Consider the following 24,614-nt stretch of genomic DNA (forward strand, 5'->3'; position numbering starts at 1 on the left):
TTTTTTTGGTAGAACGATCTGTCCGTTAGAAGTAATAGCTAAAAGTAATATATTAAAATTCTTGTGTTATTACCTCTCTTGTATATAATTAGGATGTTTTTAAAAATAATTTCTAAAATGATGGCCAATACTAAATATTATCCTGAAGTTAGTTCAAATGCTAATTTTGCTGCTATAGAGCGAGAGATACTAAAATTTTGGCAAGACAATAATATATTTCAAAAATCTATTGATGGTAGGAATGGAGAATCAGAATTTATTTTTTATGACGGTCCACCTTTTGCAAACGGTTTGCCGCATTATGGTCATTTACTTACCGGCTTTATTAAAGACGTATATGCTAGATACCAAACCGTAAAAGGTAAGAAAGTTGAGCGTCGTTTCGGCTGGGATTGTCACGGTCTTCCTGCTGAAATGCAATCAGAGAAAGAGCTTGGTATTTCAGGGCGTCTTGCAATAACTAATTTCGGTATCGAGAAGTTTAATGCACATTGCAGAGCTTCAGTAATGGAATATGCGAGCGACTGGGAAGAATATGTAACTCGTCAAGCAAGATGGGTAGATTTTAAAAATTCTTATAAAACGATGGATAAGAATTTTATGGAGTCCGTCCTTTGGGCGTTTAAAGAGCTGTATAATAAGGGGTTATTGTGTGAGTCTATGCGGGTAGTACCGTATTCTTGGGCATGCGAAACACCGCTTTCTAATTTTGAAACAAGGCTTGATAATTCTTATCGTGAGCGATCAGATAAAGCTGTAACGGTGAGTTTCGTACTAAGGGATAAATTGCATGAGATTCCTGCTTTTGCAGGAATGATATCGAGGGAGTCAGAAATGACAGTAGGCGGTGATTATCAAGAATATAGAATCCTTACTTGGACGACGACGCCTTGGACTCTTCCATCAAATCTAGCCATAGCGGTCGGTAGTGATATAGATTATGCGTTAGTCCCTCAAGAAAATATTTGTTACATAATAGCTGCCTCGTCAGTTTCTAAATATGCTAAAGAATTAGGGCTTAGCGGTGAAGAAAATTTTGAGATAATTAAAGGCTCACAGCTTCAGGGACTCCGCTATAAACCTTTATTCGACTATTTTGAGCATCATCCAAACAGCTTCAAGATATTTGACGTCGACTTTGTTGTTGAAGGTGACGGTACAGGGGTTGTACATATGGCTCCCGGCTTTGGTGAAGATGACCAAATACTTTGCGAATCAAAAGGGATCTCACTTGTTTGTCCTGTGGATAATAGCGGTAAATTTACTAAAGAAATTCCTGATTTAGAGGGAGTGCAAGTATTTGATGCAAATGACAAAATAATAATCAAACTGAAAGAGCAAGGAAATTGGCTAAAAACCGAGCAGTATATTCATAATTATCCTCATTGCTGGCGGACGGATACGCCTCTTATATATAAGGCTGTTCCGTCATGGTATGTCAAGGTAACGCAGTTTAAAGATAGGATGGTAGAGCTTAATCAGCAAATAAACTGGATCCCACATCATGTTAAAGATAATTTATTCGGTAAGTGGCTTGAAAATGCACGTGATTGGTCGATAAGCCGTAATAGATTTTGGGGAACGCCGCTTCCTGTATGGAAATCAGACGATCCAAAATATCCACGCATAGATGTTTACGGCTCTATAGAGGAATTAGAGAAAGATTTCGGCGTTAAAGTTACTGATTTACATCGTCCATTTATCGATAAACTGACAAGACCAAACCCAAACGATCCAACCGGTAAATCAACAATGCGTAGAATCGAAGACGTGTTTGATTGCTGGTTTGAAAGCGGCTCGATGCCATATGGGCAAGCTCACTACCCTTTTGAAAATAAAGAGTGGTTCGAGGATCATTTTCCGGCTGATTTTATAGTTGAGTATTCAGCTCAAACACGTGGTTGGTTTTATACTTTAATGGTGCTATCTACCGCTTTATTTGATCGTCCACCGTTTTTAAATTGTATATGCCACGGTGTAATTTTAGACGCTACCGGCCAAAAACTCTCAAAGCGCCTTAATAACTACGCCGATCCGCTGGAGCTATTTGATCAATACGGCTCTGACGCATTAAGAGTTACGATGCTATCTTCAAACATTGTTAAAGGTCAGGAACTGCTAATCGATAAAGACGGTAAGATGGTATTTGATACGCTTCGTCTATTCATCAAGCCTATATGGAGTTCTTATCATTTCTTTACGATGTATGCTAATGCCGATTCGCTTAAAGGTGAGATTAGTTTTGCTTCTGAAAACGTACTTGATGTTTATATATTATCTAAGCTAAAAATAGCAGTCAGTAAGATTGAAGAGAGTTTGGATAATTTCGATACGCAAACAGCTTATCATGCAGTTTTAGAATTTTTTGAAGTATTGAATAACTGGTATATAAGACGAAGTAGAGCAAGATTTTGGAAAAGCGAAAAAGATACAGATAAACAAAATGCTTATAATACTCTATATTCATGTTTAAAGACTATGGCAATTGCAATGTCTGCACTAGTGCCTATGATTTCGGAGGCGATATATAAGGGGCTATGTCATTGCGAAGAGACGTCTACATTGTCATCCCGCGACTTGATCGCAGGATCCAGTAAATCGATAAACAATTTGAATCCAGTGGTCAAGCCACGGGATTACACCCCATCAGTGCATCACAATGACCAAATTAGCGTCCATCTATGCAACTACCCCACTCTCTCAGACTTTGAAATAAATCACGAGCTAGTTGCTACTATGGATAACGTGCTTGATATTTGTAGTAATAGCCTGTTTATTAGAAGTACTAAAAATATCAGGGTAAGGCAGCCGCTGGCTAGCATAACTATTATCAGCAAACATAATAATGATCTAAAAGCTTTTGAAAATTTGATCAAGGATGAGATTAATGTGAAATCAGTAATTTATTGCGACGATCTAGAGAATTACGCAAGCAAAAAACTATCGATTAATTTCCCAATGCTTGGTAAACGTCTTCCAGCTAAAATGAAAGAGATTATAGCTGCTTCTAAAAAAGGTGACTGGAAAGCTATCGCAGGCGGTTTAACTATATGCGGTGAAACCTTAAATAATGAGGAATATAAGCTAATTTTGGAGCCATATTCACATATAAAAGGAGCAGCAAGTTTTGAGAATAATAGCAGCTTGTTAATACTTGATTTAGAGCTAACAGCTGAGCTAATAGAAGAAGGATACGCAAGAGATATTGTACGCTTCATACAACAGGCTCGAAAAGATGCAGGTTTCTCTATAACTGACAGGATTTTAATTGAGATAATAAGCGAGTTTGATTTATCTGAGATAATTTATAATTATGGAGACTTTATTACAGAACAAACTTTAGGCGAGTTTTCTAAAAATTTTACGCCTGATTATGTAAGTAAAGTAGAATTAGAGGATCATCCAATACAACTTAAGATTAAGAAATCGTAAATTATTTTACTATTGATTAAGGTATTAATAATTTACTTATATTAATCTATAGTATGCACGCTATAAATTAATTTAGGTAAATTATGTCACAATACTCCTCATTAAGCCCGAGAGACAAAGGTTCTTGGATTAAAAATCGTTTAGGAACTAGTACCACAAAAACCACACATACAGAAATTGTAATAACTTTAGAATATTTAAAACAATATTTTAATGAGTTTCAGCCTCTAGAAGGAACAGCATTAAATATTATAGCTAGCTTAGATGCTCCGAATTTAAATCAACTACATCTCATAGAATGCCTTATATCTCAAGGCGCAAATAAATACAAAGCATTAGAATTTGCAATTAAAAATAACAATGAACAGGCTGAATATCTACTTAATCGTCTTACGTTTGAACCCAATTCTAGCCTAATACAAGCAATACAAAACCAAAGTTTAACATTAGTAAAGTATTTTGTAGAAAAATAAAAAGCAGATGTCAATTTTAGTAATTTTGGTTTTAACCCACTAAGACTTGCTGCTAGCTTAGCAGCACATTATAAAATAGATATTACATGTTATCTTTCAATAAAAGGAGTAACTTATTTAAATACAACCTTTAAAGCAGCATCACAAGGCAGTCAAACTGTAAACGAGCTTTATAAGCAAATCTTTTTAAAGCAATAAACGCAAATAAACTTAAAGTAATTAAAAAATTTGTTTGCATATACTGTTTTGATGTTAATACGAAATATTGTTTTAATACACCCGTTAAGTACCACAAATTGAAAAAATAGAAAAGCAATTGCAAAATATGTTTTATCTAAAAATGCTAATTTGGATATAGCTCTAGAAATCGCAATAATAGACGGTAAGTTAGAAGGGGTAAAAACATTATTAAAGGCAGGAGTAAAAATTAACGGCAATAAAGATGCACCACCTTTAATGCTTGCATCAGAGCATGGGCAGACCATAAGATGGGCAAAAGATAACTTACATAGTTTGCAATGGCGATATCAGAGTATATCAAGCAAATTCTAATAATACCTGCCCTCTTACAACATTATCCTTTTCATTAACAAAAACTTTAGCTATTGTTCCGTCTCTTTCGGCTAAAATAAGATTTTCCATTTTCATAGCAGTTAAAATCATAATTTCTTGCCCTGCCGTCACTACCTGCCCTTCTTTCACCTTTATTGCAACAATTTGACCGCTTAGAGGAGCCACAAGTTCGGAGCTTTCTTCTACTACTACTTTTGAGACCATCAACGCTTCAAGTTCTGATATACGAGGAGAGCGAACAAAGGCTCTTACGCTAATACCAGCATGCGATAATAAATAACCGGTTCTGATATTCTCAATTTTTACATTTGTCTTTTTACCGTTAATTATAGCCGTAAAAAGTTCATTACCTAAATTCCAGTTACTACGAATATATATTCTATCACTTTCGTGACGTATATTATAGCCGTTTTCAACAGGTGTAATTAATACGGGAAATAATTTATCATCTATAGTTACTACCCACCTTGTACCTATTTTGTTAGCCTGATTGTTAATATTGCCGGAAATTAAAGAAGCACGTCTTTGTTCCGATATATAAATAAAAATAGCCGTTGCTAAAAATACGGTAGTTACTTCTGAAGTTAGACTAGCTCCGGAAAAACCGTCAGGATATTCTTCTTGAATAAAGGCAGTAGAAATATCACCGCTAACAAAGCGTGGATGTAGCATTACCGCTTCTAAGAAACTAATATTATGAGCAATACCGTTAATTATATAAGAACTCAAAGCAGAACGCATTACCTCAATTGCCTGCTCTCTTGTTTCACCATAAGTACATAATTTCGCAATCATTGAATCATAAAACATACTTACTTCACCACCAAGCCCAATCCCTGTATCTATACGGATATTAGGATTCTTGGCAGGTTCAGAATACGCGATAATTCTACCGCTAGAAGGTAAGAAACCTCTGCTTGGGTTTTCGGCACAAATTCGTGATTCAAATGCCCAACCTTTTAATTTTATATCATCTTGCGTAAATGATAATTTCTCACCGGCTGCAATTTTTATCATCTCTTCAACGATATCTATACCGGTAATTAGCTCAGTAACAGGATGCTCAACTTGTAACCTAGTATTCATTTCTAAAAAATAGAAATTTCTATTACTATCTACTATAAACTCAACGGTACCGGCCGAATAATATCCAACTTTTTGAGATAAGGATATTACCTGCCGATACATTTCTTGCCTTATATCTTCAGTAATAAAAGCACTTGGTGCTTCTTCGATTACTTTTTGATGGTGACGCTGTATTGAACATTCACGCTCTCCGAGACATACACTATTGCCGTATTGGTCGGCAATTAGCTGAATTTCAATATGACGGGGAGTTTGAATTAACTTCTCAATAAATAATCTATCGTCACTAAAACTATTTGCTGCTTCAAGCTTTGCCGACTCAAAAGCATTTGCCATTTCAGCTGGATTATTCACTACTCTCATACCACGTCCACCGCCACCGGCAGCCGCTTTTACTATTACCGGAAACCCAATCTCTTTCGCAATATCCACCGCTTGCTTAACATCATTTATAGTTCCCATATAACCCGGAACGGTGCTAACTCCGGCTTCTATCGCTATCTTTTTTGCTTCGATTTTATCGCCCATTTTTTTAATAGTTCCGGCACTCGGTCCTATTAAAACAACACCGTCTCTTTTAAGAATATTGGCAAAATTCGGATTTTCCGATAAAAAACCATAACCTGGATGTACTGCACTTGCGCCACTTTCACGAATTGCTGAGATAATATTTTTAATAGATAAATAACTTGCCGTTGCAGGGGAATCACCTATATAATACGCCTCATCTGCATACTGCACATACATCGAGTTTGTATCTGCTTCAGAATATACTGCAACCGACTTTATTCCCATCTTTTTTAAGGTACGTATTATCCTAACAGCGATCTCGCTACGATTAGCAATCAGAATTTTATCAAATAATGGTTTATTCATAGTTTTTATTATAAAGTAATCTGTATCATTAATACTGCTGTCGATGTCATTCCTAGCTCAGCATTACCCACATGAACTGTTTTATGTCATGCCCACGAAAGCTGGAATTCAGCATAAAGCGAGATAAATCGAGCTTTTAATTGCAAAAATTTGCTGTATATATGTTTTTCTGGATTCCACTTTCGCTGGAATGACAATTAAACATTACAACGGCAAATTATCATGCTTTTTCCAAGGCAATTCTACTTTTTTAGTACGCAGGAAATTTAACGCCTTACATATTCGCCATCTAGTATTTTGCGGTCTTATAATATCATCCAAATATCCCCTAGATGCCGCAACAAAAGGCGAAGTTACTACCTTTCTATATTCATCGATTTTTTGTTTTTTAGCTTCAGGGTCTTTACATTCTTCCTTAAATATTATCTCGGCTGCTCCCTCTGCCCCCATAACAGCGATTTCTGAATTAAACCAAGCATAGTTTATATCGCCTCTAAGATGCTTGGAGTTCATAACTATATAAGCACCACCGTAAGCCTTACGGGTAATTACGGTAATCTTCGGCACTGTAGCTTCTGCATACGCGTATAACAGCTTAGCACCGTGTTTAATAATACCGTCATGCTCTTGGGATGTACCAGGCAGAAATCCAGGTACATCCACAAGACTTACTATAGGAATATTGAAAGCATCACAGAATCTAATAAATCTTGCTGCTTTTCTTGAGGCGTTTATATCTAAACATCCTGCTAAATGCAAAGGCTGATTAGCCACAAATCCTACCGTATAACCTTCCATATAACCAAATCCGATAATGATATTCTTGGCAAAATCAGATTGTAGTTCAAAAAATTCTCCCTCATCAACGATACGCTCAACAAGCTCTTTCATATCATAAGGCTTATTAGGAGTGTTAGGTATTAACGTGCTAAGAGACATATCGACTCTATCGGCAGGATCAATAGTCGAACGAACAGGAAGAGGACTACGATTGGATGATGGAAGGAAATTAAAGAACTTACGGATTTCGAGCAATGCTTCTATATCATTATTGAATGCAAGATCGGCAACACCGCTTTTAGTGGTATGCATTCTAGCACCGCCGAGCTTTTCTTGGCTTACTGCTTCACCCGTAACAGTTTTTACTACATCGGGACCGGTTACGAACATATAAGAACTATTCTTAACCATAAATATAAAATCAGTTAAGGCAGGGGAATATACCGCACCACCGGCACAAGGTCCCATAATTAAGGTAATTTGAGGGATAACACCTGACGCTAACACATTACGCTGAAATAATTCACCGTATCCGGCAAGAGCATCAACCCCTTCTTGAATTCTTGCTCCCCCTGAGTCGTTAATACCTATTACTGGAGCACCGGTTGCTATAGCTTGATCGATAATATCGCAGATTTTCTTAGCATGATATTCGCCGAGAGAACCGCCTAGTACGGTAAAATCTTGGCTGTAAATAAATACCAATCTACCGTTTATCGTACCATGCCCAGTTACAACACCGTCACCTAAAAACTTTTTATCCTGCATCCCAAAATTATCGCATCTATGTGCTACAAACATCCCAGTTTCGGTAAAACTATTCGGATCTAATAATACTTCTATGCGTTCTCGTGCAGTTAACTTACCTTTTTGATGTTGTGCGTTGATCCTAGCTTCACCGCCCCCTTGCCTTGCAATATTTTTTCTCTCATCCAATAACTCAAGGGAGATTATATTACTTTGAGTCATAAATATTTATAGTTTTATTTCCAAAATATCCATAATATAATATAATAATGCTAACGTGAAAAGATAATTATTTATGTCATCTACCGAAGATACTAAAGAAAAACCGAAAAAAGACAAACCGGCAGCTAAATTTAATAACTTATCAACTGCTTTAAAAAAGAATTTACAAAGAAGAAAGAAAGTACAAAAAGAGAAGAATAATATGGAAAAATATTGATACTAGGTCTTATATCTATTAAAGAGTGATAGCATAGAAAATAATTTTTAGGAAAATAAATATGAGCGTACATGAAATAATAATTAAAATCAGTAAAATTTGTTCTATTTTTATTCCAAAACACGATATCGAGGAATCTAATAATATTCCTGCTAATAGAGAAGCAATGCGTTATTGTTATGAAGATTTCAAATAACCCTCATTAAACATTATTTATCTATATGCAATTTGACATATTAATATAAATTGCTAGTATTTTGATAATTTAGGTTTTGTTTTGAGTCCTATGTCATTCCTGATTTCGCAGGAATGACATAAATAAGCTATGAGGGCAAAACTAACACCTTGCAACAATGACATCAAAATCTAACAAAATCGGTATTTTAAATATTAAATATAATATGGACACAAACAAATTATATCTTTTCAAAGATAGACGATTTTTACCGAATTTTATAGTGCAGTTATGCGGTTGTCTTAATGATAATATATTAAAAAATGCTATAGTAATCCTTATTACTTACGGTATTTCAGGAGCTTTAAGTAAATATAATAATATACTTGTTTTAATTGCTAATGCTACTTTTGTATTACCTTTTATAATATTCGCAAGCATCGCAGGACAAATTGCCGATAAATACGAACGTGCGAGTCTTATTAAGATTATTAAGATTTGTGAAATCGGCATAATTGCCTTTGCAATTTATGGATTTCATCATAATAATCTGCTAATCCTGTTCTGTTCTATTTCCTTAATGGGTATACACTCTACTTTTTTCGGTCCAATAAAATATAGCGTATTACCTGATCACCTAAATAAAGACGAACTACTTGGCGCTAACGGCTTTGTTGAAGCCGGAACTTTTATCGGTATTTTTATCGGTATAATAATCGGCAGTTATTATACCGTCAGCAATAATTTTATAATTTATTCATTAATTACCATCGCTTTTCTCGGCTTCATTACAAGCCTGTTTTCTCCAAAATCTCAAAATGCAAATCGTGATGTTAAAATAAATTGTAATATTATAGATGCAAGCATAAATATGATTAAATATGCCAAAGCAAAAAAACAGATATATTTAGCTATACTTGGTATTTCATGGTTTTGGTTTATCGGAGCTGCTATAATTTCTCAAATACCTTTACTTGCTAAGATAACTTTTAAAGCTGATGAGAATGTTGCTAACTTATTTTTAGCAGTTTTCTCGATTGGTGTTGGTGTCGGTTCATTTTTATGTAGCAAAATATTTGAAAATGAGATTACAGTTAAATATCTCTTTATTTCAGCCCTAGGCATTAGTATTTTTGGTATTGATTTATTCTTTGCAAGTAGAATTAGCTCAGTTAACTACGAACCTACTCAGCTAAAAAGTATTTTAGTATTTTTATCGAAAAGACATAATTGGCGAATAGTGATCGATTTATTTTTCTTAGCATCAATAGGCGGTTTATATATCGTTCCCCTTTTTGCGATATTACAGCATTACGCAAATCCTGCGCATCGTAGCCGAATTATTGCCGTTAACAACCTCATTAATTCCATTTTCATGGTGGGATCAACAATGATTCTATCGTTATTATTTTATCTAAATTTCACTATCCCTTGGATTATATTATTTATTAGCCTAGCTAATATAATCGTCACTATATACATTTACCGCTTAATACCTGATGTTAAAATTATTCCATTTAAACTATTGCGAAGAATATTCCAAATCTGTTTTGATCTTATGTATAAGGTTGAAGTTAAGGGATTTGAAAATTTTCAAAAAGCAGGTAAAAAAGTAGTAGTAGTAGCCAATCATATTTCATATCTTGACCCTCCACTAATTGCTACTTATCTAAAGGAAGAAATGATTTTTGCAATTAGTCCCGATATACAAAAAATATGGTGGATTAAACCGTTCTTACGTATGGCAAGAACTTTACCGGTTGATCCCAGTAACCCAATGGCAATAAAGACTTTAGTCAAAGAAGTACAAAAGGATCAGAAAGTAGCAATTTTCCCTGAAGGTAGAATAAGCGTTACCGGCTCTTTAATGAAAATATACGAAGGACCTGGAATGATTGCCGATAAAGCCTGTGCTACCGTTTTACCGGTTAGAATAGACGGAACTCAATTTACTCATTTATCAAAATTAAAAAACATATTAAAAAGAAAAATATTTCCTAAAATTACTATAACAGTTTTACCGCCGGTAAAATTCGCTAATGTGAGTGCTGCAAGTAATCAAGAACGACGCAGTTATATCTCTAGGACTCTTTATGATATCATGGCTGATATGATGTTTGAGAGTTCAGACTACAAAAATACTTTATTCTCATCTCTTATAGAAGCTGCTAAAATTCATGGATTTAAGAAAAAAATAGTTGATGATTTTGAAAAAAATACGGTCACTTATCGAGATTTAATATTAAAATCTTTTATCCTAGGTGATTTAATCAAAAAAAATAATATCTTTGGCAGAAATTTAGGCTTAATGTTGCCTAATACCACTAATACATTAATTACTTTTTACGCCATGCAATCTAGCGGTTATGTTCCTGCTATAATTAACTGGAGCAGCGGCATAAGTACTATTATTAACTCCTGTAAACTTGCACAAATTAAAGTAGTTTACACTTCAAAACAATTTATTAAGCAAGCAAATTTACATGAATTAATAACTAACTTATTAGATTTCGGTATTAAAATCATATATTTAGAAGATTTTAAAAATCAAATTAGTACATCTCTAAAACTAAAAGCAAAAATAGGAAGTTATTTTTCTCAAACTTATTACAATTATTTTTGTCGTAATCGTGATGATGAAAAACCGGCAGTGATAATTTTTACTTCGGGCACTGAAGGTGAGCCTAAAGCCGTATTACTATCTCACAGAAATTTACAAACTAATAGATATCAAATAACTGCTAAAGTACCTTTTAGCCCCGAAGATATAGTATTTAACTCATTACCTTTATTTCATTGTTTTGGTCTTGGAGGTGCAATTATTACAACTTTAAACGGTATTAAGCTGTTTCTATATCCTTCTCCACTAAATTATCGCAGCATTCCTGAAGTTATATACGATATCGGAGCAACCATATTAATTTCTACCGATACTTTTTTAAACGGTTATGCTAATTATGCTCACCCATATGATTTTTACTCATTACGCTATATATTTTCCGGTAGCGAGAAATTAAAAAAATCTACAAGACAATTTTGGCTTAACAAATACGGTATACGTATTTTTGAAGGGTATGGAATTACCGAAGCCGCACCTATTATAGCTTGCAATACCCCTATGCATAATAAAGCAGACACGGTAGGAAGATTATTACCGAAAATTGATTATAAGCTTGAGAAAGTAGAGGGACTAAATGAAGGATGTCGTTTATTCATCAGAGGTCCTAACATCATGCTTGGTTACCTAGACTTAGAAGGTCACCGTACTTATCACGAATGGTACGACACAGGTGATATAGTCAAAATCGATTCTGAAGGATATATAACAATTTTAGGACGTTTAAAACGCTTTGCTAAAATATCAGGGGAAATGATATCTCTTACAAAAATTGAAGAACTTGCTAGTGAAATTGATCCTAATTCCTTGTATGCTGCTATTTCTATGCCCGATAAAACGCACGGAGAAAAAATTATTTTACTTACTACCGGTTCCGATATAAATAGAGAAAATTTTGCAGATACTGTATCTAAAGCTCAAATTTCTTTACTACATTTACCGCAAGTAATTATTACCGATTCAGAAATACCTTTGCTTGCAAGCGGTAAAATAGACTATCTTGAGATTATGAAGAATGTGGATAAATTCTAACATCCTTGCTAGCGATTGGAAGCCTTGTTGCAGGGCTCGTTTTGTCTCATTCCCGCGTAGGCGAGAAGGCGTTGTTGCGTGGAACGGTTTTTCGTCATTGCGAGGAAAAATTGAAAATTTTGACGAAGCAATCCAGTTAAAAATTCTGTAAATCAGAATTTTTTAATCTGTTTCTGGATTGCTGTGTCGCTTCGCTCCTCACAATGACGGTTTTGGTATCTAGACAACAATGCCACACAGGAATGAAATAACCGAGCCATGCCACACTGGTCAAGCCACGGGATGACATTTATTTTTCTTATTAATAGCAGCATTCAAAGCTAATTTAAACCACTTACCTAATAACTCTTGGTCCTCCATAATTTCAGGTAACACCTTCCAATATGATAGAGTTACAAATTTACCTTTACTTTGATATACAAATGCCTCAGAACGGCAAGATTGCAAATATTCATCAGTGCTTAGTTCTGACTTAAAATATAATTCATTACGCTTAATAATTCCTACCTTAACCCCACACTTAATATATACCATATCCACTAAACATTACACGAACGGCTACTGCACCATATGGTTCTAACAGTTCTTAAACATATTCAGTAAATTCATTTTTATTCATAATAATCGCTTTAAATACAACAAACCATAAATAAATGTACCTAATATAATAAACAATGGAGTTAAAGGTAAATCAAAGTAGAAAGAGCTAAATGTGGCACAAAAATTAATAAATAAAGAGATAAGAATTGATATTATAATCATCTGAGAGGGGCTATATGCTACAAACCGGGCGATCATTGCAGGAATAAGTAAAATAGCAGTAACCATAATTACACCAACAATCTTTATAGCAAAAAATACCGATAATGAGAGAAGAAGTAAAAATATTAGCTCAATAATATTAACCTTTAAGCCTTTTATGACTGCAATATCTCTATTGATAATGATCAGAAGAATTTGATTATATAAATATACTATAAAGCTTATAATAGTTATTAGCACTACCCCTAGTATAATCAAATCATTAAAAGACACGGATAAAATATCCCCAAACAACAAATTAACTATATTATTCTGCAAAGAAGTAAAATAATTAATAACTAAAGCAACAGCTAGCATAAAGCTAGAAATCAAATTAATAACTGCATTTTTTTCAGCATTATTTTTAAAAATAAACACAAAAAACGAAAAAAGAATTGCAACTATTATTCCTGAATATATTAATGGGAAATGTGCTATAATGCTTATGCTAACCGCTAAAAAACTACTATGAGCAAGCCCATCGCCAAAATAAATATATCGATTCCATAGTGCAATGCAGCCAAGAGGAGCAAATATGCAGCTAATGAAAATTAATGCTAGTATTATTAAAGTCATCTGAGTATATTATATATGTTTGTTGTATGGCCTCTTTTCATCCTGTGGAGGGGCCACGGGATGACATTGGAAAAAATCATAGACTATGTCTTCAATCGATAAAAAAGAATTAGCAAAATTTGAGAAAATTTCTCATAATTGGTGGAATAAGGACGGGGAATTCGGTTTATTACACCGAATAAACCCTATTCGCCTTGAATATATAATAGAGAAAATAACTGCGCATTACAATAGACACCTTTCCAAACTAGAAATATTAGATGTTGGTTGCGGTGGAGGATTAATTGCAATGCCTTTAGCGGCTCAAGGTTTTAACGTTACAGCCATTGATGCACTACAAAGTAATATTGAAACAGCAAGCACTTACGCTAAGGAAAATAATGTAAAGATAAATTATTTACAATCTACTATAGAAGAATTAGAAAGTGACAAGCTATATGATGTGGTAATTTGTATTGAGGTTATTGAGCATGTAGGAAACGTACAGCAATTTATACTCAATTTGGTGAAGCATATTAAGCCAAACGGTATGGCAATAATTTCTACGATTAACCGCACTAAAAAAGCTTATGCACTTGGAATAATAGTTGCTGAATATATTTTAGGCTGGGTGCCTAAAAATACTCATGATTATACCAAATTCTTAAAACCATCGGAAATTTACGAAATGCTTACGGATACCGACATTGAAATTAAAGAGCTGAAAGGCTTGGTATATGACCCTGCTAAAAATGAATGGAAATTAAGCGATGATATAGACGTAAATTATTTTATGTGTTTGGGGAGCAAGAATGCAAAATCAATCAATGTCATTCCTGCTTTAGCAGGAATGACATCTTGAACGTTCATACACTAGGACATCAAGACACGGTATGACACAGTTCTTAGTATATATTTAAAAACAATAATACATGACCAACGTAATTACTAGATTTGCTCCGTCACCGACGGGGTTTTTACATATAGGTTCGGCAAGAACTGCCCTTTTTAACTACTTGTTCGCAAGGCATAATAACGGTAAGTTTCTGCTCCGCATTGAAGATACCGATAAAGAAAGGTCAACTAAAGCAGCGGTAGACGCTATATTTTCAGGTCTAAAATGGCTAGGGCTTGATTGGGACGCGGAAGTTATATTCCAGTCTAAACGTAATGATCTTTACAAAAAAGCGGCTCTAAGACTCCTGAAAGAAGGTAAGGCATATTATTGTTTTACTAGCCAAGAAGAAATAGAAAAGCAGCGACAAAAAGCTTTAGAAAATAAACAGCATTTCATTTTTAATAGCGAGTGGCGTGATAAAGAACCTGACGCCTATCCTACTGATGTTAAGCCAGTAATACGTCTCAAAACTCCAAGAGAGGGCAGAATAACAATTCATGATACCTTACAAGGCGAGGTAGTAATTGAGAACTCTCATATAGACGATATGGTACTACTAAGGGCAGATGGCACTGCTACTTACATGCTAGCCGTAGTAGCAGACGATCATGATATGGGTATCACTCATATTATTAGAGGTGACGATCATTTAACCAATGCAGCAAGGCAAATTGCTATTTATCAGGCTCTCGGTTATGAAGTACCGAGCATGACTCATATACCGCTAATTCATGGAGCAGACGGAGCAAAACTATCAAAAAGACACGGAGCCTTAGGCGTTGACGCTTATAAAAATATGGGATATTTACCTGAAAGTTTGTGTAATTATTTATTGCGTCTCGGATGGAGTCACGGTAATGATGAAATTATATCAATGACTCAGGCTATAGAATGGTTTAATCTTGATTCGCTCGGTAAATCACCTTCTAGGCTTGATTTTGCTAAAATGAATAGCCTTAATGCTTATTACTTAAGAATGCTTGACAATGATACCTTAACTGCAAAGACTGTCGAGATATTGAAACAAAATTATAAGATTAGTGATAAAGAGGTAAGTTATATAAAACAAGCAATGTCAAGCTTGCTAGTTAGAAGCGAAACATTGCTAGATTTAGCACAGCTTGCTCAAATTTATCTCGTAGATTCGCCCATCGTCTACAACCAAGATGCAAAGGAAATTATAGAAAATTGCAATAAAGATTTGATCAAGCAAGTTACAGAAGGTTTAAACAAGATTGAGAAGTTTGATAAGGAATCCGTACAGAATAAATTTAAAGAAATAGCAGCAGCAAACGACTTAAAGCTGAGTGACATTATGAAGCCCGTAAGAGCTTTAATAACCGGCATGGACGCATCACCTAGCGTATTTGCAATTGCAGAAATTTTAGGAAAAGAAAATATTTTAAAAAGGTTAGAAACTATATGAAAGATTGTATAAAAAAAGTTGCTTTTGTTCTTAGTGGATTATTTATAATAACCAGTACTTTTATTTTATACAGAGTAACAAATGTCGATGCTTCATCAACACCAAAAAAGTACGGATCTTGGACTTTAAATTGTACTCTTAATAATGAGAAAAAACAACTTTGCTTCTTATCACAACAAATTAATAATCTAGAAAAAGATAAAGAAAAGGAAATATTAGCCATTTATCACATAGGTTATTTCAATGTGGAGCAAGAAGAACAGGAATTAAAAATAATAGAACAAGAAGAACAGGAATTAAAAATAATAGAAATAGTCCCGTCAAATGTTCAAATTCCGGCAGGCACAGTCATTAATAGCGGTGACAAACGAATAGCAGCCGGAAAATACATAAATTGTACGATAAACGGCTGTCAGGCTTTGGCTGTTATTACAAAAGACGATTTAGAAATGATTTTATCTAATGATAATTATATAGAACTAATTACCGCAGACGGAAAACAAGCTAAAATTTCCTTTATAAAAGACGGCTTAAAGGAGGGTCTAAAAGCTTTGAGTAGATAGTAACGGAATTTAAGCATTGTTGCGTGGACTGTTTTTCGTCGTCATTGCGAGCAGGCATTGCCTGCGTGGATACCTAAGTTGTCATTGCTAGGAGCCATATATGACGCGGCAATCTAGAAAAAGTAATAAAAAATTCTGTAAATCAGAATTTTTAACTGGATTGCTTAGTCAATTAATTACGTCATTTCCTCGCAATGACGACTTAGGTATCCATGCAAACAATGCCATAAGCCGCTTAAAGCTCATGACAATTTGCTTAATAAGTTACATAATTGAATTAACTGTCTTTCACCGCCTAAACTTGCTTCATATTCAAGAACACACATGATTGATGAAATGCCGTGCCTGTATCAGCTACTACTATCCATCTTTCTAAAAGAATATGAAATCCTGCTTCCCTTTCCGGCAGAATTATTGAATGATCTGTAGAAGCAGGTAATGGATAACTCCAAAATGGTTTTGCTTGGCTTATATTTTGAAAAAATGTCTTAAGCTCATTAAAAGTTAGTCGTTGATAAAATCAGTAGGATGATCAGTAATCTCATATGAATAAACACGTGTTTTATGTGCTATGGTATAATCACAATGTATATCAAACTTGTCACCAGCTTTTACTTGATAAAAATGATGGCATTTGCTTCCATCTCTCAAATCAAATGTTTTGTCAGATGAAAATTGTCACATTTCTGCATTAGTATCATTAACAGAATCTCTCTCATCTTCTTTTCCACCTCTAAGAAGATACACATCTTTAATTGCCGGTGCACTTACAGCATCATCAGGAATGTTAACATCACTAGGAAAGTTTTTTCCTACTTCCATCTCATTTTTCTGTGAGCTATCCTTTAACAACTTTCACTCTTCGCAAACTAAAGCCATTGTCTTCGGTTAGGTTACTACCCAATGATATTGGGTAACACCTAAAACATGCTAAAATTTCTTATCGTACTCTGCTTTATTATGAGCTATTTTGTTATCAAGTAGTGTTTTTAGTTATAATTTACCTATTAATTTAAATTATATTTACGATATATATCAATAGATTGAATAATAATCTACCTTTACAATTAATAATATTTATTAAATTTTTAATATATTGCAAAAAATTATAAAACACTAAATGGAAAAAATATTTGATCATAAATAAAAAGGCTTGTCTTTTTATTAAACTTTATTAACTATTTTTATATTTTGACTGAAGATACTAACCATTATTATACTGATATATTCAATTTATGCTGTTAATGAAAATTAATATTAATTTAATATAACTGTCTAAAAAAATCACAAAAATATGATCACATTGACAAATCAAGATATAGTGCAACTTGTGCTTAAGCATTGATTATCGATCAATTTAAAATAAATATCATATCTTTCTAAAATCTTATTAATTTTATGATCAAAACATTTTATACTAATTGTATGCATATACTCCTTTTAAAAGAAGTGAAAATAATTTAGTATGTTTATGGAAAATATTGATGTTTGGCAGAAAAAATTTGAGGTTTGTGATGATAGTAAAAAACTAATTGATCGAATTAAATATTTGAATATTATAGTAGACTCATCTATAGATATAACAGAAATTAAAAAAGGTCTTTATTATACCCGTAAATATAATGCTTCTCAAATGCATCAATCAGGGTAACCTTATTATTCTCACCATATAGAAGTTACAATCATAATTGCAGATTTTACGGCTCTTGAAGCTCCTAAACTGTATAAATCATATATGATAAATGTGGCCATTCTTCATGATACTATAGAGGATACAATACGTACACATGCTGATATTAGTAAAATTTTTGATAAGAATACTGCCAATAGCGTAGAACGTTTAACAAGAATTAAGCCGTACAGTAAAATTATCTCCGGCGAAATATTAAATTTACTAATACAAGAACAAAGATATGACATTGCACTTATTAAAGTGTTTGATCGCCTACATAATTTACAAACTATAAATGCTAAATTTACGGAAAAGACTTTAGAAACAGTAAAAGAAATTATAGAAAGCTTCTTACTCATAGCAGCTTATTTAGAAATACAAACCGTAGAATAACAACTATCAAATGTTTATACCAATTTTATCAAGCAACATTTCCCTTCAGAACAAAAAGCAATATTTCAAAATGTTGGTTTACAAAATTTCTTTTTTCAACTTCAAAACAATACAAAATAAATGAAATTTGTATCTCTATTTTATAATTATCCTCAGTTGTAATAATAGTATGTAAAGATTGATAGCCGTTTGGCTTAGGATTAAGAACATAATTTTTAAATTTATCATTTCCATGCACATAAAGATCATGAACTACTTTTAAAGCTTTATAACATTGCTCTTCATCTATTACCACTATTCTTATCGCAAAAATATCTGTTAATTCTTCTAACTTTATACCCTTACGATATAATTTATCTAAAAGTGACATTGGATGTTTGATCATACCTGTTATTTGAGCAGTAATATCATGTTCAGATAAATTATGATTTAAATGTTTAATAACCCTTGGAACAAATCTACCTCATTAATTTATACTAATGTAGTTAATAGTTATACTTACGAATCACTAAACACACATTAAAGCAATAAACTTGATTAAGTTCTATTGATATTTCTAATGAATTTGCAATTAAAAAGAATTTAATGAGCTTTAAAATTATTTTGTTAACAGTTTCATAGGATAAATACCAAAGGTTGAGCCATTATAATTAATTAAAAAATATTTATAATCATTTATTGCGATAATTATAAGAAACTCTATATTTTATTTTTTAAGAAAGAGTTCTATTAAATAATTTATTTCTAAATTAAACAACGAATTGCTTTAAAACCCATTTGTTGTATAAATCAGTTTTTCAGTATCTTACTGCGACTTGATAATATGTTCTACGGTACGTTGTTAAAATCATTATTATCAACATGCATTGCCTGCGTGGGAACCCACAAAACGTATCCGGTGTCCACCCCCCGTGGCTTGTCCACGGTATCCAGTAAAACAACTAAAAATACTAACAATATTAGTACTTTTAACTAGACCAGTAAAAACGATCCATGCCGCAATGTCTCCTCAAAATGATGGAAATAGGCAATGCAATAAGACGAGTTTATTAGACCTACTGCATCACCTATCTTATGTAGATATAGACTTAGAAATCCATACCGCCCATACCGCCCATACCACCACGCATTGGCGGCATTGCATCTTCTTTATCAGAAGGTTCGTCAACAATTAAAGTTTCCGTGGTAATAATTAACGAAGCAACGGAAGCAGCATCTTGAAGCGCAGTACGCACTACTTTAGCCGGATCAATAATTCCTGCTTTAATCATATCGACATATTGCATATCTTGAGCATTAAAGCCATAATTTTTATCATTATGTTCTAATAATTTACCAACTACTACGCCACCGTTTTCACCGGCATTTTCAATAATCTGTTTTAGCGGATCCTTTAAAGCTTCTATTACTATCTCAATACCTGCTTGTTGATCCTTATTCTCGACTTTAAGCTTTGTTAAAGTTTGTGATGCATGAAGTAATGTTACACCGCCACCGGCAACAACACCTTCCTCAACTGCAGCACGTGTTGCAGCAAGCGCATCTTCAACACGATCTTTACGCTCTTTCACTTCAACTTCCGTAGCACCACCAACCTTTAATACGGCAACACCACCGGAAAGTTTAGCTAAACGCTCTTGTAGTTTTTCTTTATCATAATCAGAAGTAGTTTCAGCTATTTGAGATTTAATTTGCAATACCCTATCTTCAATATTTTTCTTATCACCGCTACCATCAACAATTACGGTATTTTCTTTAGAAACTGTTACTCTCTTTGCCGTCCCTAGACTTTTAATACTCACATTTTCAAGCTTCATACCTAAATCTTCAGTAATAAGCTCACCTTTAGTTAGGATAGCAATATCTTCCATCATTGCTTTTCTTCTATCACCAAAACCTGGCGCTTTTACTGCCGCAACTTTTAAACCACCACGTAATCTATTGACCACGAGCGTTGCAAGAGCTTCGCCCTCAACATCCTCAGCAATAATTAACAACGGGCGTTGTGATTGTACTACAGCCTCAAGTATAGGTAACATCGGTTGTAAATTTGATAATTTTTTTTCAAATAGCAATATGAAAGGATTTTCAAGTTCAGCAACCATTTTCTCGGAATTCGTTACAAAATACGGTGATAGATAACCCCTATCAAACATCATACCTTTAACTACTTCAACATCGAAGCTAAAATTCTTTGCTTCTTCAACAGTTATCACGCCTTCTTTACCGACTTCCTCCATTGCCTTAGCAATTTTCTCACCGATTTCCTTATCACCGTTTGAAGATATAGTACCAACCTGTGCAATTTCCTCTTGGCTATTGATTTTTTTACTTGATTTTTTAATTTCTTCTACTACTGCGTTTACCGCTAAATCCATACCACGCTTTAAATCCATAGGATTATAGCCCGCTGCGACTAACTTATTACCCTCACGAGCTAATGCTCTAGCAAGTACCGTAGCTGTAGTAGTACCGTCACCGGCTACTTCTGCAGCTTTTGTAGCAGCTGATTTTAATAGCTGAGCTCCAGCATTTCTAATTTTATCTTTTAACTCGATCGATTTTGCAACCGTCACACCGTCTTTGGTAATTTTCGGTGAACCGAATGATTGCTCAATAAGTACATTTCTGCCTTTTGGACCTAAAGTAACTTTTACTGCATCTGCAAGTACGTCAATGCCTTCTAGCATTTGCTCACGAGCTTTTGAACCGTGTTTAATAAGTTTTGTTGCCATATTTAATTTCTCCTTAAAACAAATAATTAATTAATAATACCAAATACATCGCTTTCTTTCATAACGATCAGTTTTTCGCCTTTAATTTCAATTTCGGTACCTGCCCATTTACCGTATAAAACTTTATCACCTACTTTGAGCTCTAAAGGATGAATTTCACCTTTTTTATTACGAACACCGTTACCTACGGCTACTATTTCACCTTGCATCGGCTTTTCTTTTGCGGTATCAGGAATAATAATTCCACCTTTAGTTTTTTCTTCGTGTTCGATAGGCTTTATTGCAATTCTATCATGTAATGGTTTAAAAGACATTTTAACCTCCAATTATTAAATCTTTAAATGTACATACTATATATATTTTATTTTTGCTAGTTCAAGGGGCAAGAATAAATTTTTTTTACTGACCTCTTTCAAATTCTTCTTTTTTTATACAAGAGGTCTACTCTTTCTCAAAATCCTCTAAACTAGTGCCGTGGTTAGTTTTGTGCCATTGAAAAGGACAGAAAATTATTTCAAATACTGCTTTATATGAAGCTACGGTATGTAATATAAAATAACTAGTCCATAAGATCAAAGCTACTATATCCTGAAATGTTACTTTTCTGCTTTTTAAAGAATCCTGTAATATATACAGAGCAGTACTATTAAAGATATAAAAGCGAAAAATACTACTAACAAGCCATAAATAATTAATTATAGCATTTTTATTTATAACAATAGAAAATATTGTAAAAGGTAAACTCCAAACATTATAGGTAGAGAAGCCGATAAAAATATAAATTATTATTTGAGGTAAAGTAAATTTTCGGTATTTATCTTTTTGTGCTTTAAATACAAAAAATGTTTGCAGAAAACCTTTAATCCAGCGTGATCTTTGGTTTAGCCAATTACCTAAACTATCCTGAGCTTCTTCTAGAGTATAGGAATCAAGGATAGCTACTTTATAGTTCTATGAGTAAATTCTTATACCAAGCTCGGCATCTTCCATCACATTATCAGCATCCCATCCGCCAAGCTTATTTAATATATCCGTTTTAAAATGATTACTAGTACCACCAAGAGGGGTAGGAAGTTTTAATAAACTTAATCCTTGCAAGATATATTCAAACCATAAACTATATTCTTCTATATTCTATATTCTATATTCTATATTCTATATTCTATATTCTATATTCTATATTAAACATTGTGGTTCAAATATTCTCATTTTCATTATAAAAATTGAGCTTATCCTGAAGACAAACATATTCATCAGATAAACTTCTAAACGTTGTTAGAGCTTTAAGTAGATTTTCAGGTTCAGGTTTATCTGCAGCATCATATACTACTAGATACTCACCACATGAATATTCTAAAGCATAATTAAGAGCTTTCGGTTTAGTTCTTGGTATACTTCTTGGAACAAGTATAATATGAAAATAAAACGGTAAATTATATAAGGCTATTTCTTTAATCATTAGATAATCTTAATATTCTTAGCAACAATTGGTCCAACTTTAAATCCAAGAGCATATTTTAGTTAAAGATAGTAACAGAGAGGATCTTTTGAGACATTTCCATTAGTAAAGATATCTCTCCCAAAAAATATTCTTTAAGTTTTTACCATTACTCATTAAAATTTTAGGCTGAGCAGAAATAACAAAATCTTTATCTTCAAATAGCTTCAATTAATAATAAATCGCAGCATCCATGCTTATGTTTTTTTCATTCAAAATTTATCTTCTTTGAATAAAAAATGTAATCCTATATTCTGATTATCAGTAATACCATATTCTATTGCACTACTTGCAAATTGTTCATCTTGGTAAGATGATAATTCTACTATCTTCTGCTCTAATCTTTTTATTTGCCGCAAGATTTTTGCATGAAGCCTCGGATGATCACTTACTTTTTTTTGAGGGACTCCAATAGATAAGTTACTATGTTCTTATGTATAAAACGCCTTCTTCTCTTTGCTTTTTTTTCGTTTTTTGATATCTTATTAACTTTATTAGCACTTACAATATATCTATATCTTCCCTGCTCTAACAACCATGCCGAGGCATTTACATTATTAATATCAAAAATATAGAAGTATTACTTTTACCACAGAAAGTAGAATAGCAAATATTAATATATCCCACGATAAAATAACAATTGGATCTAATCAGCGGTTCACGTTTAAAAGCCTAGGTAATATTGGGAAATTAATCTTAGGATCACATAGTAGTGTTAAAGTAACAGATCTTAATCATAAGGTATCTATAAATAACACCAATCGAGATAAGATAATTATATTATCAGGTGAAGATACTAATTTTTATGATAATCCCTACGCTTAAATTGAAGTGTGAATAGGTAACTCATTACGAGGACATGACGTAGTACTTAACTAAGAATCCTAGGAGTTTATTATTATTGCATGAGATCGCAACGCAGCATACAGCTGTTTGCAATGACGGAGCAGTATCCACTCTTGCAATGCCTCGCAGAGAATGCATCAAGAGCATTTTACCGCCCCACAAAATAACACCTCTAAGTCCCAAGCAGCACTTGATTTTGTAGTTTAAATAATTCTGCTGCACCGCATTTAGCAAGTTTTAACATTTCTATAAACTGCTCTTCGGAAAAAGGTTCTTGCTCTGCCGTGCCTTGTACTTCGATTAAATTACCGTTACCTGCAAATACAAAATTACTATCCACTTCAGCATCACTATCTTCTAAATAATCCAAATCTAGTATCGCCTCACCTTTATATATACCGCAAGAAACAGCTGCAATTTGACTAATTAAGGGATTGACCTTTAAAATTCTCTTTTTCATCAATGATCTAATAGCTAGGTGTAATGCTACATAGCTTCCTGTTATCGATGCCGTTCTAGTACCACCATCGGCATTAATAACGTCACAATCTATAATAATCTGCCTCTCACCCAGTTTCTTCAAGTCCATTACACATCGCATGCTTCTTCCTATCAAACGCTGTATTTCTTGGGTTCTTCCGCCTTGCTTCCCTTGTGCTGCTTCTCTTTTAATACGCTGGGATGTAGAGCCTGGGAGCATGCCGTACTCAGCGGTAACCCAACCTTGATTTTGCCCTCGTAAAAACGGTGGTACGGTAGTTTCGCAAGTAGCACTACACATGACATGCGTATTACCGATTTTAATAATGCACGAACCTTCCGTATTAATAAGCGGTGATAATTCTAATGAAATAGGACGTAATTGGTTGCTTTTTCTTCCTGACTGTCTCATAATACAATTTGTACTCCATAAGTAGTATACTAGTTTAATTTTTCAAATTCAACGAGTATACCATTGAAAAAATTTTTATTATATATATATATATCTCAAAAAAGA

General features: G+C 33.6%; 22 protein-coding genes and 2 pseudogenes. 12 read left to right on the top strand and 12 right to left on the bottom strand.

What is annotated here, in order from left to right; genetic code table 11:
* The first annotated feature begins 120 nt into the window (after positions 1–120).
* The 3 genes from ileS (at position 121) to A1C_RS07125 (ending at position 4,457) form a co-directional block, all read left to right on the top strand.
* Positions 121–3,432, top strand: coding sequence for an isoleucine--tRNA ligase (ileS, locus tag A1C_RS04325; RefSeq protein ID WP_012149856.1), 3,312 nt, complete (start codon positions 121–123; stop codon positions 3,430–3,432).
* A gap of 83 nt (positions 3,433–3,515) precedes the next feature.
* Entirely contained in the window at positions 3,516–3,905 is a 390-nt protein-coding gene (locus tag A1C_RS08745; RefSeq protein WP_012149857.1) for a hypothetical protein, read from the top strand.
* Positions 3,906–4,253: 348 nt separating this feature from the next.
* Positions 4,254–4,457, top strand: coding sequence for a hypothetical protein (locus A1C_RS07125; protein ID WP_012149858.1), 204 nt, complete (start codon positions 4,254–4,256; stop codon positions 4,455–4,457).
* Here A1C_RS07125 and A1C_RS04345 read toward each other — a convergent pair.
* On the bottom strand, positions 4,443–6,440 hold the full coding sequence (locus A1C_RS04345; protein WP_012149859.1) for an acetyl-CoA carboxylase biotin carboxylase subunit: 1,998 nt from the start codon (positions 6,438–6,440) through the stop codon (positions 4,443–4,445). The two genes, A1C_RS07125 and A1C_RS04345, sit on opposite strands and share 15 nt — an antisense overlap.
* Positions 6,441–6,644: 204 nt before the next feature.
* Positions 6,645–8,189 (bottom strand): acyl-CoA carboxylase subunit beta, encoded by a 1,545-nt coding sequence (locus tag A1C_RS04350; RefSeq protein WP_012149860.1) that lies wholly within the window; start codon positions 8,187–8,189, stop codon positions 6,645–6,647.
* A gap of 73 nt (positions 8,190–8,262) precedes the next feature.
* Between A1C_RS04350 and A1C_RS08190 the strand changes: the two genes are divergently transcribed.
* From A1C_RS08190 to A1C_RS04355, 3 genes are all read left to right on the top strand, one after another.
* Positions 8,263–8,406 carry a hypothetical protein gene (locus A1C_RS08190; RefSeq protein WP_012149861.1) on the top strand — a complete coding sequence of 48 codons (144 nt, stop codon included), beginning with the start codon at positions 8,263–8,265 and terminating at the stop codon, positions 8,404–8,406.
* Between the two features lie 61 nt (positions 8,407–8,467).
* On the top strand, positions 8,468–8,602 hold the full coding sequence (locus tag A1C_RS09115; protein WP_012149862.1) for a hypothetical protein: 135 nt from the start codon (positions 8,468–8,470) through the stop codon (positions 8,600–8,602).
* A 205-nt stretch (positions 8,603–8,807) separates the two neighbouring features.
* Positions 8,808–12,230, top strand: coding sequence for an acyl-[ACP]--phospholipid O-acyltransferase (locus tag A1C_RS04355; RefSeq protein WP_041816852.1), 3,423 nt, complete (start codon positions 8,808–8,810; stop codon positions 12,228–12,230).
* A 270-nt stretch (positions 12,231–12,500) separates the two neighbouring features.
* Here the strand turns inward: A1C_RS04355 and A1C_RS04360 are convergent, their stop codons facing one another.
* Positions 12,501–12,764, bottom strand: a complete 264-nt coding sequence (locus A1C_RS04360; protein ID WP_232279093.1) for a TfoX/Sxy family protein — start codon at positions 12,762–12,764, stop codon at positions 12,501–12,503.
* Between the two features lie 81 nt (positions 12,765–12,845).
* Positions 12,846–13,607 carry a metal ABC transporter permease gene (locus A1C_RS04365; protein WP_012149865.1) on the bottom strand — a complete coding sequence of 254 codons (762 nt, stop codon included), beginning with the start codon at positions 13,605–13,607 and terminating at the stop codon, positions 12,846–12,848.
* A gap of 85 nt (positions 13,608–13,692) precedes the next feature.
* Between A1C_RS04365 and ubiG the strand changes: the two genes are divergently transcribed.
* The 4 genes and pseudogenes from ubiG to A1C_RS09300 form a co-directional block, all read left to right on the top strand.
* Positions 13,693–14,448, top strand: a complete 756-nt coding sequence (ubiG, locus tag A1C_RS04370; protein WP_012149866.1) for a bifunctional 2-polyprenyl-6-hydroxyphenol methylase/3-demethylubiquinol 3-O-methyltransferase UbiG — start codon at positions 13,693–13,695, stop codon at positions 14,446–14,448.
* Between the two features lie 70 nt (positions 14,449–14,518).
* Positions 14,519–15,910, top strand: a complete 1,392-nt coding sequence (gene gltX, locus A1C_RS04375) for a glutamate--tRNA ligase (protein ID WP_012149867.1) — start codon at positions 14,519–14,521, stop codon at positions 15,908–15,910.
* On the top strand, positions 15,907–16,473 hold the full coding sequence (locus A1C_RS04380; RefSeq protein ID WP_012149868.1) for an invasion associated locus B family protein: 567 nt from the start codon (positions 15,907–15,909) through the stop codon (positions 16,471–16,473). The genes gltX and A1C_RS04380 overlap by 4 nt, the downstream gene beginning before the upstream one ends.
* Positions 16,474–16,573: 100 nt before the next feature.
* Positions 16,574–16,672: pseudogene (locus A1C_RS09300) on the top strand (lytic transglycosylase domain-containing protein); the annotation flags it as partial.
* A 479-nt stretch (positions 16,673–17,151) separates the two neighbouring features.
* Here A1C_RS09300 and A1C_RS04385 read toward each other — a convergent pair.
* Entirely contained in the window at positions 17,152–17,325 is a 174-nt protein-coding gene (locus A1C_RS04385; RefSeq protein ID WP_232279094.1) for a hypothetical protein, read from the bottom strand.
* Between the two features lie 613 nt (positions 17,326–17,938).
* On the opposite strand from A1C_RS04385, the gene A1C_RS08750 reads away from it, so the two are divergent.
* The gene (locus A1C_RS08750; RefSeq protein ID WP_232279095.1) at positions 17,939–18,124 is read left to right on the top strand and encodes a guanosine polyphosphate pyrophosphohydrolase; all 186 of its coding nucleotides are present in this window, start codon (positions 17,939–17,941) and stop codon (positions 18,122–18,124) included.
* A gap of 36 nt (positions 18,125–18,160) precedes the next feature.
* The gene (locus tag A1C_RS08755) at positions 18,161–18,538 is read left to right on the top strand and encodes an HD domain-containing protein (RefSeq protein ID WP_232279136.1); all 378 of its coding nucleotides are present in this window, start codon (positions 18,161–18,163) and stop codon (positions 18,536–18,538) included.
* 28 nt (positions 18,539–18,566) lie between these two features.
* Here the strand turns inward: A1C_RS08755 and A1C_RS04395 are convergent, their stop codons facing one another.
* The 7 genes and pseudogenes from A1C_RS04395 to rph form a co-directional block, all read right to left on the bottom strand.
* Positions 18,567–18,923, bottom strand: coding sequence for a nucleotidyltransferase family protein (locus A1C_RS04395; RefSeq protein ID WP_232279096.1), 357 nt, complete (start codon positions 18,921–18,923; stop codon positions 18,567–18,569).
* A 703-nt stretch (positions 18,924–19,626) separates the two neighbouring features.
* Positions 19,627–21,273, bottom strand: coding sequence for a chaperonin GroEL (groL, locus tag A1C_RS04400; protein WP_012149871.1), 1,647 nt, complete (start codon positions 21,271–21,273; stop codon positions 19,627–19,629).
* Positions 21,274–21,299: 26 nt separating this feature from the next.
* Positions 21,300–21,587 carry a co-chaperone GroES gene (locus A1C_RS04405; RefSeq protein WP_012149872.1) on the bottom strand — a complete coding sequence of 96 codons (288 nt, stop codon included), beginning with the start codon at positions 21,585–21,587 and terminating at the stop codon, positions 21,300–21,302.
* Between the two features lie 637 nt (positions 21,588–22,224).
* Entirely contained in the window at positions 22,225–22,371 is a 147-nt protein-coding gene (locus tag A1C_RS08760) for a hypothetical protein (protein ID WP_232279097.1), read from the bottom strand.
* A gap of 97 nt (positions 22,372–22,468) precedes the next feature.
* Entirely contained in the window at positions 22,469–22,732 is a 264-nt protein-coding gene (locus A1C_RS08765) for a glycosyltransferase (RefSeq protein ID WP_052290655.1), read from the bottom strand.
* A gap of 61 nt (positions 22,733–22,793) precedes the next feature.
* Positions 22,794–23,022 (bottom strand): annotated as a pseudogene (locus A1C_RS08770) (hypothetical protein); the annotation flags it as partial.
* 767 nt (positions 23,023–23,789) lie between these two features.
* A complete protein-coding gene (gene rph / locus A1C_RS04415; protein ID WP_012149874.1) occupies positions 23,790–24,509 on the bottom strand; it encodes a ribonuclease PH in 720 nt (239 codons plus the stop codon).
* Positions 24,510–24,614 lie beyond the last annotated feature (105 nt).

It is taken from the genome of Rickettsia akari str. Hartford (assembly GCF_000018205.1).
Lineage (GTDB): Bacteria > Pseudomonadota > Alphaproteobacteria > Rickettsiales > Rickettsiaceae > Rickettsia > Rickettsia akari.